The organism is Streptosporangium sp. NPDC023963 (assembly GCF_040639135.1).
GTDB lineage: Bacteria > Actinomycetota > Actinomycetes > Streptosporangiales > Streptosporangiaceae > Streptosporangium.
Window position 1 is genome coordinate 161365 of sequence record NZ_JBEZZK010000011.1, and the last position, 15924, is coordinate 177288.

The 15924-nt window shown below is 73.6% G+C and carries 5 protein-coding genes; all 5 read left to right on the forward strand.

Annotated features, from left to right (window positions below):
* The first annotated feature begins 154 nt into the window (after positions 1-154).
* From AB0F88_RS29125 to AB0F88_RS29145, 5 genes are read left to right on the forward strand one after another with little or no spacing between them, the layout of a single operon-like run.
* Entirely contained in the window at positions 155-7288 is a 7134-nt protein-coding gene (locus AB0F88_RS29125; protein WP_362690891.1) for an amino acid adenylation domain-containing protein, read from the forward strand.
* Positions 7285-12810, forward strand: coding sequence for an amino acid adenylation domain-containing protein (locus AB0F88_RS29130; protein ID WP_362690894.1), 5526 nt, complete (start codon positions 7285-7287; stop codon positions 12808-12810). Before AB0F88_RS29125 ends, AB0F88_RS29130 begins: the two co-directional genes overlap by 4 nt.
* On the forward strand, positions 12807-13988 hold the full coding sequence (locus AB0F88_RS29135; RefSeq protein ID WP_362690897.1) for a saccharopine dehydrogenase NADP-binding domain-containing protein: 1182 nt from the start codon (positions 12807-12809) through the stop codon (positions 13986-13988). The genes AB0F88_RS29130 and AB0F88_RS29135 overlap by 4 nt, the downstream gene beginning before the upstream one ends.
* Positions 13985-15112, forward strand: a complete 1128-nt coding sequence (locus AB0F88_RS29140; protein WP_362690900.1) for a Gfo/Idh/MocA family oxidoreductase — start codon at positions 13985-13987, stop codon at positions 15110-15112. The genes AB0F88_RS29135 and AB0F88_RS29140 overlap by 4 nt, the downstream gene beginning before the upstream one ends.
* Positions 15109-15888: an alpha/beta fold hydrolase gene (locus AB0F88_RS29145; protein ID WP_362690903.1), complete on the forward strand. Its 780-nt coding sequence runs from the start codon at positions 15109-15111 to the stop codon at positions 15886-15888. The genes AB0F88_RS29140 and AB0F88_RS29145 overlap by 4 nt, the downstream gene beginning before the upstream one ends.
* Positions 15889-15924 lie beyond the last annotated feature (36 nt).

A 15924-nucleotide genomic window follows, 5' to 3' on the forward strand; every position in this document is an offset into this window, starting at 1 on the left:
TGTCTTCGCAGGAGCACGGCCGCCCTGATGGGCAGTTAGGTAAGGCATACTTAATCGCTGTCCGGCTACATCGTCGAGCATTTCGCCGGTGGAAGACGATTATGTGAATTGCCGCATTTCGCGGCCCGTGACAACGTGAATCGCTATGTGGGACATGTCGATTCGCGGTCGCATCCGCCGCCCAGAGCCGCTGGAGAGCACCGTGGCCGAGGCCACGGGGCAGGAGTGCCGCGCGTTCCAGGCGCCCTTCGACGGCGGCCTGCTGCTGCTGGCCGAGACCTCCGGGGAGCTCTCGGAGACCGGGCTGGCCGAACTCGTCCGGCGGATGCGTGCCGCCGTGATCCGGGAGCACGGGCTGGTGGCCGACGTCGTCACGCTCCTGGCCCCCGGCGAGCTCCGGCGGCTCGGTGACGACCGGCTCGCGGTCCTCACCGGGTACCGCCGCGGCGAGCTCGACGTGCGCCACAGCCACTCCCTGTCTCCGGGTCCGGCCTCCCCGTCGCCGGACCCGGCCTCCTCGGAATCCTCGGCGTCCTCGGCGGACGCGACGGGCACCGCGGACGCGGCCGGCGGAGCCGCGCGGCCGGCGCGGCCCGCCGAGCAGCTGACGTACGAGGCGGTCCGGCAGGCCACCGCGACCGTGCTCGGCCTGGACGCGTCCCGGCTGAACGGCGAGGACGACCTGATCCGCCACGGCCTCGACTCCATGCGGGTCATGCAGCTGGCCAACGAGTGGCGGCGCGGCGGCGTGGAGGTCAAGTTCGCCGACCTGTTCGAGTCCCCCAGGCTCGACGACTGGTGGGAGCTGCTGTCCGCCGGCCAGGACACGGCCGGAGCGACGGTGGCCGGGCCCCGGGCGCCGGAGGTGGACGAGAGCGCGCCCTTCGCGCTCACCCCCGTCCAGCACGCCTACTGGATCGGCCGGCAGGACCGGCAGGTGCTCGGCGGCGTCGGCTGCCACTTCTACGCCGAGTTCGACGGCGCGGGCGTCGACGCGGAGGCCCTCGAGGGCGCCGTGCGCGCCCTGTTCGAGCGGCACGCGCTGCTGCGCGCCAGGTTCCTCGACGACGGCACCCAGCAGATCCTGGACCGCAGCCCCTGGCCGGGCCTCGTGGTGCACGACCTGCGCCTGGACGACGGCGAACGTCTCGACGAGCTGCGCGAGACCTTCTCGCACCGGCGCCTGGAGGTCGAGCGCGGGGAGGTGTTCGACATCCGGCTCTCGCTGTTGCCCGGCGGTACCCACCGGCTGCACGTCAACTTCGACCTGCTCGTGGCCGACGTGCGCAGCATCCAGATCATCCTGGAGGACCTGGCCGCGCTCTACTCCGGGCGGGGCGAGTCGCTGCCGCCCCTGCGGTACGGCTTCCCCACCTACCTCGCCGAGCACGAGCTGCGCGGCCGCGAGGCGCGAGAGAAGGACCGGGCCTACTGGCGGGAGCGGCTCGCCGACCTGCCCGAGGGACCCCAGCTTCCGCTCGCGGTCGAGCCCGAGCGCGTCGAGCGGCCTCGCGTCGTCCGCCGCGGCCACTGGCTGCCGCCCGAGGGGCGCCACCTGCTCGCCGACCACGCCCGCACGCGCGGGGTGACCCTGCCCATGGTGCTGGCGGCGGCCTTCGCCGAGGTCATCGGCGCCTGGAGCGCCCAGCCGCGCTTCCTGCTCAACCTCCCGCTGTTCGACCGGCAGACGCTCCACCCCGACGTGCCCCTGATGGTCGCCGACTTCACGAACCTGATCCTCCTCGATGTCGACCTGACGCGGGAGGAGACCTTCCAGGACCGGGTCGCGGGCCTGCAGAGCCGCTTCATCGCCGACGTCGCCCACTCGGCCTACTCGGGCGTCGAGGTCCTCCGCGACCTCAACCGGGGCCGCCGCGGCGGGCAGGTCACGGCCCCGGTGGTGCTCACCAGCGCCGCCGGGATGGGCGACCTCGTGGGCCAGGACGTCCAGCGGAGCCTCGGCAAGCTCGGCTGGATGCTCTCCCAGACGCCGCAGGTGTGGCTGGACCACCAGGTGGTCGAGGTGGACGGAGGGCTGCTGTTCAACTGGGACGCGGTCGACGAACTCTTCCCCGCCGGGATGCTGGACGCGATGTCCGGCGCCTTCGCCGGCCTGCTCGACTGGCTCGCCGAGGGCGACTGGGACCGCCCGCTCCCCGCGCTCACCCCCTCCGGCCAGCTGCTGGTACGGGCGGAGGTGAACGCGACGGCGGATGTGGTGCCGGAGGGTCTGCTGCATTCGGGGTTCTTCGGGTGGGCGGCCCGGGAGCCGGGTCGTACGGCGTTGGTGTGGGACGGCGGTGAGCTTTCCTACGGTGAGCTGGCGGGGCGGGCGCTGGGGGTGGCCGGGTGGTTGCGCGGTCACGGCGTCACGCCGGGCGACGCGGTCGCCGTCTCCCTGCCCAAGGGCCCGGAGCAGGCCGTGGCCGTGCTCGGCGTGCTGGCCGCCGGGGGCGTGTACGTCCCGGTGGGGGTGGACCAGCCGGAGACCCGCAAGGAGCGGATCTACCGCCGGGCCGGGGTGCGGCTGGTGCTGACCGGCGACGGTGATTCGTCCGCCGGTTCGGACGCCGGTTCGTCCTTCGGCTCGGAAGGTGGTCCGTCCGCCGGTTCGTCCTTCGGTTCCGACGATGGTTCGGACGGTGGTGTCGAGCGGGTGGGTGTCGAGCGGGTGGGTGTGGCGGTGGCGGTGGGCGCGGTGCCGTTGGAGGCGCCGGTGGTGGTGGACGCGGGGTCGTCGGCGTATGTGATCTTCACGTCGGGGTCGACGGGGGAGCCGAAGGGTGTGGAGGTCTCGCATCGGGCGGCGTTGAACACGGTGGTGGACGTCAACGGCCGGTTCGGGGTGGGGGAGTCGGATCGGGTGCTGGCGTTGTCGGCGCTGGACTTCGACCTGTCGGTCTGGGACCTGTTCGGCCTGCTGGGAGCCGGAGGCTCCGTCGTCCTGCCCGCCGAGGGCGAGCGACGCGACCCGGATCGCTGGGTCGTCCTGATGGAGGCGCACGGGGTGACGGTGTGGAACACCGTCCCGGCGTTGCTGGACATGTTGCTGGTGGCCGAGCCGGAGCGGTTGCCGGGCGGGTTGCGGCTGGCGTTGTTGTCGGGTGACTGGGTGGGGCTGGATCTGCCGGGCCGGTTGGCGGAGGCGGCGCCGGGGTGCCGGTTGGTGGCGTTGGGGGGTGCGACGGAGGCGGCGATCTGGTCGAACTTCTTCGAGGTGCCGGCGTCGGTGCCGGTGTCGTGGCGGTCGGTGCCCTATGGGACGCCGTTGGCGAACCAGTGTTTCCGGGTGGTGGACGGGCGGGGGCGGGATTGCCCCGACTGGGTGCCGGGGGAGTTGTGGATCGGTGGTGCGGGGGTGGCCGAGGGCTATCGGGGCGATGCCGAGACCACGGCGGCGAAGTTCGTCGAGGTGGGTGGGGTGCGCTGGTATCGCACCGGTGACATGGGCCGGTACTGGCCCGACGGCACGTTGGAGTTCCTGGGCCGCCTGGATCATCAGGTCAAGGTCCGCGGGCACCGCATCGAACTCGGCGAGATCGAAACCGCCCTGCGTACCCACCCCGCCGTGGAGAGCGCCGTCGCCGTCACGGTCGGGGAGCCGACCCGGCGCCTGGCCGCGCTGGCCGTCACCCGCGACGGGACCGGCGAGACGGCTCTGCACGACTGGCTGGCCGGACGCCTGCCCGCCTACATGGTTCCCGAGCAGCTCACCGTCGCGGAGAGCCTGCCGCTGAGCGCCAACGGCAAGGTCGACAGGAGCGCGGTGCGGACCCTTCTCGCCGACCGGCTCGCCGGTCGCGTCGAGCGGCTCGACCCGCCCGAGGAGGGCATGGAGACGGCCGTGGCGGAGATCTGGTCCGAGCTGCTCGGGCTGCCCGCCGTCGGCCGCGACCAGAGCTTCTTCACGCTCGGCGGCGACAGCCTCCTCGCGACCCGCCTGGTGACCCGGCTGCGCGCCGCCGGGATCGCCGGGGCCGAGCTCGGCACGCTCTTCGAGACGCCGGTCCTCGCCGAGTTCGCGGCGACCCTCGAACCCGGCGACCCCGAGCGTCCCCTGCCCACCCTGGTCCCCGACCTCGAACACCGCCACGACCCCTTCCCGCCGACCGACGTGCAGCGCGCCTACTGGGTCGGGCGGACCGACGACTTCGCGCTCGGCGGCGTGGGCTGCCACTTCTACACCGAGTACGACACGGTCGGCACCGACATCCCCCGGCTGGAGGAGGCGTGGAACGCGCTCATCCACCGGCACGAGATGCTGCGCGCGGAGTTCCTGCCCGACGGCAGGCAGCGCATCCTGCCCGAGGTGCCGCGCTTCACGATCCCCGTCGTCGACGCCGGCGCCGACGACGCGGACGCCGCGCTGGCCCGGCTGCGCGAGGACATGTCGCACCAGCTCATCGACGCGACCCGCTGGCCGCTGTTCGACGTGCGCGCCGTGCGCTACGGCGCCGGACGCACGCGCGTCGGCGTCAGCTTCGACAACATCGTCCTGGACGCGCTCAGCTCGATGATCGTCCTGCGGGAACTGGAGACCCTCTACGCCGACCCCGGCGCGGAGCTGCCCCCGGTGGAGCTGTCCTTCCGCGACTACGTCCTCGGCGTCCACCCGGAACCCGCCGCGCTGGAGCGCTCGCAGCGGTACTGGTCGGAGCGGGTCGCCGAGCTGCCCCCGGGACCGCAGCTGCCGCTCGCCGCCGACCCCGCCCAGATCGGCCGTCCCCGCTTCACGCGCAGGGAGGGCCGCCTGTCCCCCGAGCAGTGGCGGGCCGTCAAGGCCACGGCCAAGGAGCACGGGCTCACCCCCTCCACGGTGCTGGCCACCGCCTTCGCCGAGGTCCTCGGTGCCTGGAGCGCCCGGCAGGACCTCACGATCAACCTCACCCTCTTCGACCGCAGGGAGGTCCACCCCGACATCAACCGCGTCCTGGGCGACTTCACCTCGCTGCTGCTCGTCGCCTACGAGCCCGCCGCCGGGGAGACCTGGCTCGACGGCGCCCGGCGCCTGCAACGGCAGGTGGTACGAGACCTGGAACACAGCGACGTCTCCGCCATCTGGGTGATGCGCGAGCTGGCCAGGCGCACCGGCTCCGCCGAGGTCTCCATGCCGGTGGTGTTCACCAGCACCCTCGGCGTGACCGGCGACGGCGACCTCTGGGACGCGGACTCCCAGATCTTCGCCGAACCCGTCTGGGGCGTGTCCCAGACGCCGCAGGTGTGGCTGGACCACCAGGTGATGGAGATCGGCGGCGGCCTGTTCTTCAACTGGGACGCGGTCGAGGAGCTCTTCCCGCCCGGCGTGCTCGACGCCATGTTCGGCGCCTTCGCCGGGATGCTCGAATGGCTGTCGGCCGGAAGCTGGGACTCCACGGCGCCGTGCCCGGTGCCCGCCGACCAGTTGCTGGTGCGGGCGGGGGTGAACGCGACGGCGGGTGCGGTGCCGGAGGGTCTGCTGCATTCGGGGTTCTTCGGGTGGGCGGCCCGGGAGCCGGGTCGTACGGCGTTGGTGTGGGACGGCGGTGAGCTTTCCTACGGTGAGCTGGCGGGGCGGGCGCTGGGGGTGGCCGGGTGGTTGCGCGGTCACGGCGTCACGCCGGGCGACGCGGTCGCGGTGACGGTGCCGCGGGGCCCCGACCAGCTGGCCGCGGTCCTGGGCACGCTGGCGGCCGGTGCGACGTACGTCCCGGTGGGGGTCGAGCAGCCCGCGAAGCGCCGGGAGCGGATCTACCGCCGGGCCGGGGTGCGGCTGGTGCTGACCGGCGACGGTGATTCGTCCGCCGGTTCGGACGCCGGTTCGTCCTTCGGCTCGGAAGGTGGTCCGTCCGCCGGTTCGTCCTTCGGTTCCGACGATGGTTCGGACGGTGGTGTCGAGCGGGTGGGTGTCGAGCGGGTGGGTGTGGCGGTGGCGGTGGGTGCGGTGCCGTTGGAGGCGCCGGTGGTGGTGGACGCGGGGTCGTCGGCGTATGTGATCTTCACGTCGGGGTCGACGGGGGAGCCGAAGGGTGTGGAGGTCTCGCATCGGGCGGCGTTGAACACGGTGGTGGACGTCAACGGCCGGTTCGGGGTGGGGGAGTCGGATCGGGTGCTGGCGTTGTCGGCGCTGGACTTCGACCTGTCGGTCTGGGACCTGTTCGGCCTGCTCGGCGTGGGCGGCGCGCTGGTCCTCGTCGAGGAGGACTCCCGGCGCGAGGCCCACCACTGGCTGAAGCTCATGGAGGCGCACGGGGTGACGGTGTGGAACACCGTCCCGGCGTTGCTGGACATGTTGCTGGTGGCCGAGCCGGAGCGGTTGCCGGGCGGGTTGCGGCTGGCGTTGTTGTCGGGTGACTGGGTGGGGCTGGATCTGCCGGGCCGGTTGGCGGAGGCGGCGCCGGGGTGCCGGTTGGTGGCGTTGGGGGGTGCGACGGAGGCGGCGATCTGGTCGAACTTCTTCGAGGTGCCGGCGTCGGTGCCGGTGTCGTGGCGGTCGGTGCCCTATGGGACGCCGTTGGCGAACCAGTGTTTCCGGGTGGTGGACGGGCGGGGGCGGGATTGCCCCGACTGGGTGCCGGGAGAGTTGTGGATCGGTGGCGCGGGGGTGGCCGAGGGCTATCGGGGCGATGCCGAGACCACGGCGGCGAAGTTCGTCGAGGTGGGTGGGGTGCGCTGGTATCGCACCGGTGACATGGGCCGGTACTGGCCCGACGGCACCCTGGAGTTCCTGGGCCGCCTGGATCATCAGGTCAAGGTCCGCGGGCACCGCATCGAACTCGGCGAGATCGAAACCGCCCTGCACGCCCACCCGGCCGTACGCCACGCCGTGGTCACCACCGTCGGCCGGCCCGCCCGCCGCCTGGCCGCCCTCGTCGTCGCCGACGCCGATCCCCGGGCGCTCACCGAATGGCTGGCCGAGCGCGTGCCCGCCTACGCCGTACCGGCCACCGTCACCTTGCTGGAGCGGTTCCCGCTCAGCGCCAACGGCAAGGTCGACCGCGCCGCGCTGGCCAGGCTCGCCGAGCGGGACGTCCCCGCGGCGGCCGAGGACGAGCCGCCGTCCGGCCCCGTCGAGGAGAGGCTCGGCCGCATCTGGTGCGAGCTGCTCGGCATGGAGCGGGTCGGCCGCCACCAGAACTTCGTGACCCTGGGCGGCGACAGCATCCTGGCCGCCCGCCTCGCCGAGGAGATCCGCCGCGCCTTCGGCGTGGAGCTCGCTCTGAGGCGGATATTCGCCGGTCCGACCGTCGCCGAGCACGCGGTCCTGATCGAACAGCAGGAGACAGGAGTCTTCGAGGAGGGCGTCGTATGACAGCCGGTCAGCTCATCGCGGAACTAGAGAACCTGGGCGTACGCCTGTGGGAGGAATCAGGGCGGCTGCGCTTCCGGGCGCCGCAGGGCGTGATGACCGAGGAGCGGAGGGCACAGCTCTCCGCGTACCGGGACGACCTCCTGGAGTGCCTGCGCGAGCCCGCCGCGGCACTGACCCCGGAACCGGCGGACCGGCACGAGCCGTTCCCGCTGACCGACGTCCAGGCCGCCTACATGCTGGGACGCAGGGAGGCCTTCGACTTCGGCGGCACCGCCTGCCAGGTCTACGCCGAGCTGGCCTTCGCCGAGCTCGACCCGCCCCGCCTCGAGGCCGCCTGGCAGCGGCTGATCGACCACCACGACATGCTCCGCGCGGTCGTCCACGTCGACGGCTACCAGCGGATCCAGGCCGACGTCCCCGGCTACCGGGTGCGCGTGACCGACCTGCGCGGGCGCCCGGACCGGGAGGTGGAGGCCCACCTGGAGGCCGTCAGGGCCGAGATGGACCACCGGGTCTACGACACCGGCACGTGGCCGCTGTTCGAGCTGCGCGTCACCCAGGCGGGCGACCGGGCCGTGCTGCACGTGTCCATCGACTTCCTGATCGCCGACTACCTCAGCATCCAGCTGCTGCTGACCCAGCTCAAGCGGCTCTACCTCGATCCGGGCCACGACCTGCCCGCCCTGGAGATCGGCTTCCGCGACTACCTGCTCGCCGCCCGGCGGCAGCGCGACGGAGCCGCCTACGAGCGCGACCGCGACTACTGGGAGGGGCGCGCCGACGACCTGCCGGGCCCGCCCGAGCTGCCCGTACGGGAGAACGCCGCCACCGAGGCCGGCCGTCGCTTCACCCGCCACCAGGTCACCTTCGACCCGCAGCGGTGGGCGCGCCTTCGCACCCGGGCGGGCGCGCACGGCGTGACCCCCTCCACGGCGGTGCTGGCCGCCTTCGCCGAGGTCGTCGGACGCTGGAGCCGCCGTCCCCGCTTCTCGCTGAACTTGACGCTGCTCAACCGGCAGCCGCTGCACCCGCAGGTGGGAGAGCTGGTCGGTGACTTCACCACCGTCAGCCTGCTCGCCGTCGAGGGCGGGCGGGGCACCGCGTTCCGCGACCGGGCCCGCGCGATCCAGGACCGGCTCTGGGAGGACCTCGACCACCGCCTCTACTCCGGGGTGGAGCTCATGCGGGAGATCGCCCGCCGCCGGGGCCGGGGCGCCGCGCTGATGCCCGTGGTGTTCACCAGCACGATCGGGCTCAGCGACGAGGCCGCCGGGCACGAGGGGATGAGCGGCCTCGCCGAGGTCGTGTACGGCGCGAGCCAGACGCCGCAGGTGTGGATCGACTGCCAGGCGGTGGTCGAGGGCGGCGCGCTGGAGGTCAGGTGGGACGTCCGTGACGGCGTGTTCCCCGAGGGGGTCGTGGAGGGCGCCTTCGAGGCCCTGTCCGGCCTGCTCGGCGAGCTGGCCGACACGGACGAGGCCTGGGACGCCACCTGCCCGGTCGAGCTGCCCGCCGCGCAGGCGCGCGAGCGCGAGAAGGTCAACGACACCGCCGCGCCGATGCCCTCGGGGCTGCTGCACGAGCCGGTGGTCGCCCAGGCGCGCCGCACGCCCGAGCGGCCGGCCGTCGTCTCCGGCGGCCGGACCCTCACCTACGGAGAGTTGCTCGGCAGGGCGGAGGACGTGGCGCGGGTTCTGGCCTCGCGCGGCTTCGGCCGGGGCGACCTGGCCGCGGTCATGATGGAGAAGGGGTGGGAACAGGTCGTCGCGGTACTCGGCACGCTGCTGGCCGGTGGCGCGTACCTGCCGGTGGACACCGGGCAGCCACCCGCCAGACGGGACAGGATCCTCACCGACGCGGGCGTCCGCCACGTGCTCGCCCAGTCGCGGATCGGCGACCGTCCGGAGGGCGCGATCGACGTCGACCTCCTGCCCGGCGCGTCCGGCCCGAACGGTGCCGCGTCCGCCGTGGACCCGGGTGCCGCGTCCGCCGTGGACCCGGGTGCCGCGTCCGCCGTGGACCCGGGGGACCTCGCGTACGTGATCTACACCTCGGGCTCCACCGGCGCCCCCAAGGGTGTGATGATCTCCCACCGGGCCGCGCTCAACACCGTCGCCGACATCAACCGGCGCTTCGCGGTGACGGCCGAGGACCGGGTCCTGGGCCTGGCCGGCCTGGGTTTCGACCTGTCGGTCTACGACATCTTCGGCCCGCTCGCCCTCGGCGGGACCCTCGTGCTTCCCGACGCGGGCAGCCGCGGGGACCCCGCGCACTGGGCCCGGCTGATCGCCGAGCACGGCGTCACGCTCTGGAACTCCGTCCCCGCGCAGCTCCAGATGCTCGACCACTACCTCAGCTCCCAGCCGGAGCCCGGCCTGACGTCGCTGCGGCTGGCGCTGCTCAGCGGCGACTGGATCCCGGTCAACCTCCCCGGCCGGGTGCGGGGCCGCCTGCCGGGGCTGGAGCTGGTCAGCCTCGGCGGGGCCACCGAGGCCGCCATCTGGTCGATCCACCACCCCATCGGCGAGGTCCCCGAGGGCTGGCGGAGCATCCCGTACGGCACGCCCCTGGCCAACCAGACCTTCCACGTCCTCGACGAGGACATGCGCCCGTGCCCCGACCACGTCCCCGGCGAGCTGTACATCGGCGGGGCGGGGCTGGCCCTGGGCTACCTCGGCGACGAGGAGAAGACCGCCCACAGGTTCGTCACGCACCCGGTCACCGGTGAGCGTCTCTACCGCACCGGCGACCTGGGCCGCTACCACCCCGGCGGCACCATCGAGTTCCTCGGCCGCGAGGACCGGCAGGTCAAGATCCGCGGGCACCGGATCGAGCTCGCCGAGGTCGAGGCGGCCGTCCAGGCCCATCCGGCGGTCGCCGCGGCGGACGTGCTCGTCGAGGGCGCCGGCCTGGACCGGCGGCTGGCCGCGTTCGTGGAACCGGTCCGCCTCGAACGGACGCCGGACGCCGGCGACCCGGTGCCGGAGATGGCCGCCGCGGGATCGGCGGCGGGCGACGCGCACACCCGCCACATCGACCGCACGGAGCTCCTGGAGTTCTTCGGCCGCCTGGACCGGGCCGCGGTGCTCGGCATGATGTGGGCGCTGCGCCGCCGGGGGCTGTTCGAGACGGCCGGGCAGGAGGCGACCCTGGAGGAGATCCTGGCCGCCACCGGGGCCGCGCCCCGCCACCACCGCCTGGTCCGCAGGTGGCTGCGGGTCCTGGTCGACGAGGGGCTGCTGGAGCGCGAGTCCGGCCGCTTCCGCGCGCTGCGCACGGTCGGTGCCGACGACCTGGAACAGGCCTGGCGGCAGGTCGGCGAGCTGCAGCGCGAGGACAGCTACAAGGCCGAGCTCATCGACTACTTCAGGACCAGCACCGAGCACCTGCCCGAGCTCGTCCGCGACGAGATGGACCCGCTGCCGCTGCTGTTCCCCGAGGGCCGCCTGGAGATATCCGAGGCCGCCTACCGCGAGAACATCATCAGCCGCTACGTCAACCACGCCGCCATCGCGATCCTCACCGACATCGCCGGGCGCCACGAGGGACGCCTGAACGTCCTGGAGGTCGGGGCGGGTGTGGGCGGCACCAGCGCGCAGATGATCCCCGCACTCGCCGGTTTCGACGTCGACTACCTGTTCAGCGACGTCTCGCCCTTCTTCCTCAACGAGGCCAGGGAGCGCTTCGGCGACCGTCCCTGGGTGCGCTACGGCCTGTTCGACATCAACCAGGACTACCGCGAGCAGGGCTACACCGCCTGCTCCTTCGACGTCATCCTCTGCGCCAACGTGCTGCACAACGCCCGCCACGCGGGCCGGGTGCTGGCCAGGCTCAGGGAGATGCTGGCGCCCGGCGGCTGGCTGGTCTTCATCGACACCACCAAGGACAGCTACCAGATCATGACCTCGATGGAGTTCATGATGCCGGAGAAGGACCCGCGCAAGTGGGACTACGAGGACCTCCGCAAGGGCCGCGACCAGACGTTCCTGGAGCGCGAGCAGTGGCTGGAACTCCTCACCGAGGCCGGCGCCGACGCCACCCTCTGCCTGCCGGGACCCGGCGACGCCACCGTCACCCTCGGCCAGAGCGTCTTCGCGGCCCGTTTCAAGAACGACCGCGCGCGGCTGGACGCGCCCGGCCTCACCCGGCACCTGGCCGAGCGGCTCCCCGAGTACATGATCCCCGGACACGTCCAGATCGTGGACGCCCTCCCGCTCACCGGCAACGGGAAGATCGACCACGACACGCTGCGCTCCTGGCTGCCCCGCGCCGTCGCCGGGCGGGCCGCGGCCGGAGGCCCTCCCGCCGACGACCTCGAACGCGCGCTCGCCACGGTGTGGGCCGAGGTCCTCGGCCTGCCCGAGGTCACCAGGGACGGCGACTTCTTCGAGCTGGGCGGCGACTCCCTCGTCATCGCCAAGCTCGCCGCGCGCCTGCGCGAGGAGGTCCCCGCCACCCGCGACGTGTTCTGGGACGACCTCGTCCGGCAGATCCTGCACCGGCCCACCGTGGCCGCGCTGGCCGAGCACCTGCGCCGCTCGCAGGACGAGGGGGAGCAGGGCACCCGGCAGGCCGCCTCCCCGCTCGTGCGCCTCGGCGACGGCGGCGAGAGCGGCGAGAACGGCGAGGCCCTGCGCGTGCTGGTCCACGAGGGCGGCGGCACGCTGGCCCCGTACCGCGCGCTCGCCCGGCGCCTGGCGGACAAGGGAGGCCCGCTGGCGGGCCTGGCCGTCACGGAGGTGGAGCCCTATCTCGCCGAGGAGCCGGAGGGGCTCATCGAGCGCCGCGCCGCCCGCTACGCCAGGACGCTGCTCGACAGCGGCTCCACCCGCTTCCACGTCGTCGGCTACTGCATGGGCGGGCTGCTGGCCACCGAGGTCGCCAGGCACCTCACCGAGGCGGGCGCCGACGTGGAGACCCTCACCGTGATCAGCAGCTACACCCTGCCTCGCGTCATCGAGGACGAGCTGGTCGCGGAGTACGTCTTCGCCCGCGTCATGGGCGTCGACCCCGCCGACGCCGGCTACCCCGGCGACGAGGACGTCATGTCCAGGGTGTTCGAGCTCCTGCTCGACGAGAACCCCGAGCGGGTGCCCAGGGGCCGGGTGGCGGAACTCACCGGCGACCCGGCCGTGGAGGCCGCCGCCGCCGACTTCCGGCGACTCGCCGCCGTCGCCCCCGAGGAGAGGCTGGCCGCCATCGGCCGCGCCGCCACCGCCGCCCACTCCGACCGGGAGGTCGAGCGGCACGTGAACTCCCTGTTCCGGGTGGTCAAGCACAGCCTGGACGCCGTCGGCAAACACACTCCCCAGCCGTACGCGGGGGACATCACCTTCCTGCGGCAGCTCGGCGACACCAGGTTCCTGCCGTGGCTGCGCGACGACATGACCGGCTTCTGGCGCGACCTGTGCCTGGGGGACCTGGACGTGGTCGACATCCCCGGCGACCACTTCTCCTGTCTGCAGCCGCCCAACGTCGACCAGGTGGCGGACGTGCTGGACCGGATACAGGGGGAGCGATGAGAGCCGTCGGGATCCTCGGCTGCTACGGGGCGGTCGGCCGCTCCGCCGTGCGCAGGCTCCGCGAGGCGGGCATCGGCCCGCTCCGGCTGGGCGGCAGGGATCTCGGCAGGGTCAGGGAGCTGGCCGAGCGCGACGGCCCCGCCTCCGTCTCCGGCCCCGCCTCCGGCCTCGGCCCCGGCGACGGGGCCGGGCGGTTCGCCTCCGCCCGCGGCCCCGCCGACGAGGCCGTGGCCGTGGACATCGCCGACGCCGCCTCGCTCGCCGCGTTCTGCGACGGCTGCCGCCTGGTGCTCAACTGCGCCGGGCCGTCATGCGTGATTCTCGACACGGCCGCCCGCGCGGCCCTGGCCGCGGGCGCCCACTACGTCGACGTCGCCGGGGACGCCGCCGCGTTCGACGGTGTCTCCCGCGCGGCCCGCGACAGCCCGGGATCGGTCGCGCTCCTGTCGGCGGGCATGATGCCCGGACTGTCGGCGCTGCTGCCCCGCCACCTCGCCGCCGGATTCGACCGGCCCGAGCGGCTGCGGGCGTACACCGGCGGCCTGGACCTGTTCACGCCGGCGGCCGCGCTCGACTACGTGGCCTCGCTGTCGGGCGGGTACGCCACGCCGCTGGCCGCCTGGCGCGGCCACCAGGTGATCCCGCGCGCGCTGCGCCCCGGCATGGGCGTGCGGGTGCCGCACTTCCCCGGCAGGGTCGACACCTACCCCTACCTCGCCGCCGAGACCGAGCGGCTCGCCAGGGAACTCGGCCTCGCCGAGGTCGAGTGGGCGAGCGTGTTCGACGGCGACCTCACGGCCGCCGCGCTCGGCAGGCTCCAGGACATGGACGCAGAGGAGGCCGCCGCGGAACTGGTGCGGGTCTCCCGGCTGGAGGCGTTCGGGCGCTCCCCGTACTTCCAGCTGGTCTTCGAGATGTCCGGGGAGTCCGGTGGCGCGGCCGTGACCCGCACGCTCCTCGCGCGCGCGGCCGACGGCTACGAGCTGACCGCGGCGGTCGCCGCCGCGGCGGTGGAGGCGGTGGAGGCCGGGCGGGTCCCGCCGGGGCCGGGTGAGGCGGCGGACGTGCTCGACCCGGGCCGGGTCTTCGCCGCGCTTCTCGACGACCCGCGGGTCACCCGCCTGGAGATCGTCGAAGGGGCGGCGCACGCCGCGCCGGTGGAGGAGGGGGTCCTGTGAGCGACCGGCCACGCGTCATCGTCTGCGGCACCGGTTTCGGGCGGGTGCACCTGGCGGCGCTGGAACGGCCGGGCACGCCGTTCGAGCTCGCCGGAGTGCTGGCCAGGGGAGGCGAGCGTTCGCGCCTGTGCGCCGAGCGCGCGGGGGTGCCGCTGTTCACCGACGTGGACGAGACACCCGACGACGTCGACCTGGCCTGCGTGGTGCTCCTCGCCGACGTCAACGGCGGCCCCGGCAGCCAGGTGGCGGCCAGGCTGATGGAACGCGGCGTCCACGTGCTGCAGGAGGCGCCGCTGCTGCACGACGAGCTCGCCGCCTCGCTGCGCGCCGCCCGCCGCAACCGGGTCGTCTTCCGGGTCAACACGCACTACGTCCACCTCGATCCGGTACGGCGGTTCGTGGCCGCAGCCAGGACGCTGCTCGCCCGCGGGCCCGCGCTGTTCGTCGACGCCGCCTGCGGCGTCCAGGTCTCCTACACCATGTTCGACATCCTGGGTCAGGCCCTCGGCGGGCTGCGGCCGTGGGGCTTCGCCGAGCCGGGCGGCCTGCCCGAGGCGGTGCGGCGGCTGTCGGAGAGCGCGCCGCCCTTCCGTACCGTCGAGGGCGTGCTGGCGGGCGTCCCGCTCACCCTGCGGGTGCAGAACCAGCTGCACCCCGCCGACCCCGACAACCACGCCCACCTCCTGCACCGGATCACCCTCGGCACCGAGGGCGGCACGCTCACGCTGGTCAACACCCACGGCCCCGTGCTGTGGTCGCCCCGGCCGCACCTGCCGGCCCGCGCCAGGGAGCTCACCGCGCTCGACGGCGCCGAGGACGAGCACCTCGACTTCCCCAGCTGCGTGCCCATCGGCCCGGCGCGCGCCCCCAGCTACCGGGAGATCCTCGGCGAGATGTGGCCGGCCGGGGCCGGGCGGGCGATCGACGCCGCGTGGGAGGCCGTCCGGAATAACCGTGACCCCTTGAAGGAGGGGCAATATCATCTCTCCGTGAGCAAGGCGTGGCAGGATGTGGCGGCGGTCCTCGGCTATCCGGAACGGCTCGCCGGGCCGCCTCCCAGCCCGCTGTCGGCCGGTGATCTGATGTCCGCGATGAGCGCAGAACACCAGGAGGTGCCCCTATGACGATCACCGGTGACGACCTGCTGGCGCGATGGCTGCGCCGCTACCGGGACGTGTCCGTGCCCGGCCTGAGGCTGGTCTGCTTCCCGCACGCGGGGGGCGCGGCCGGCTTCTTCAGGACGTGGGCCGCGCGGCTGCCGTACGGTGTGGAGCTCTACTCCGTCCAGTATCCCGGCCGTCAGGACCGCATCCAGGACGACTTCGCCCCCGACATGGACGCGCTCGCCGGTCCCGTCGCCGCGGCGCTTCGCCCCCTGTGCGACCGCCCGCTCGCGCTGTTCGGCCACAGCATGGGCGCGGCCGTCGCCCACGAGGTGGCGATGCGGCTCGAGGAGGGCGGAAGCGGGCCGCTCGCCGGGCTGTGCGTCTCCGGGCGCCCGGCGCCCGACCGCGCCCGGCGCACGCAGGTGCACCTCGGCGGTGACGAGGCGCTCCTGGCCGACCTGCGCAAGCTCGGCGGCACCGACGAGGAGGTCCTCACCGACCCCGACCTGCGCGAGCTCGTGCTCCCCGCGCTGCGCGCCGACTACCACCTGATCGAGACGTACGAGACGCGGCCCGCGCCGCCGGTGGAGACTCCCGTCCACGTCTTCGTCGGGGACGCCGACCCGGAGGTCGACGGGGACGAGGCCGCCGCGTGGTCGCGTCACACCTCCGGCGCGTTCACCCTGCGGACCTTCCCCGGCGACCACTTCTATCTGCTCCCCGGCGAGGCCGACGTGGTCGAGGAGGTGGTGCGCGCCTGCGGCCCGGTCGATCCGTGGCCTTCGACCCCCTAACACTCCTGAAATTCCACGACATCGCCAAAGAGAGGA

Bases quoted from the DNA above. Each gene is read 5' to 3' on its own strand.
- AB0F88_RS29125 (WP_362690891.1), top strand. From the start codon at position 155: ATGTCGATTCGCGGTCGCATCCGCCGCCCAGAGCCGCTGGAGAGCACC.
- AB0F88_RS29130 (WP_362690894.1), top strand. From the start codon at position 7,285: ATGACAGCCGGTCAGCTCATCGCGGAACTAGAGAACCTGGGCGTACGC.
- AB0F88_RS29135 (WP_362690897.1), top strand. From the start codon at position 12,807: ATGAGAGCCGTCGGGATCCTCGGCTGCTACGGGGCGGTCGGCCGCTCC.
- AB0F88_RS29145 (WP_362690903.1), top strand. From the start codon at position 15,109: ATGACGATCACCGGTGACGACCTGCTGGCGCGATGGCTGCGCCGCTAC.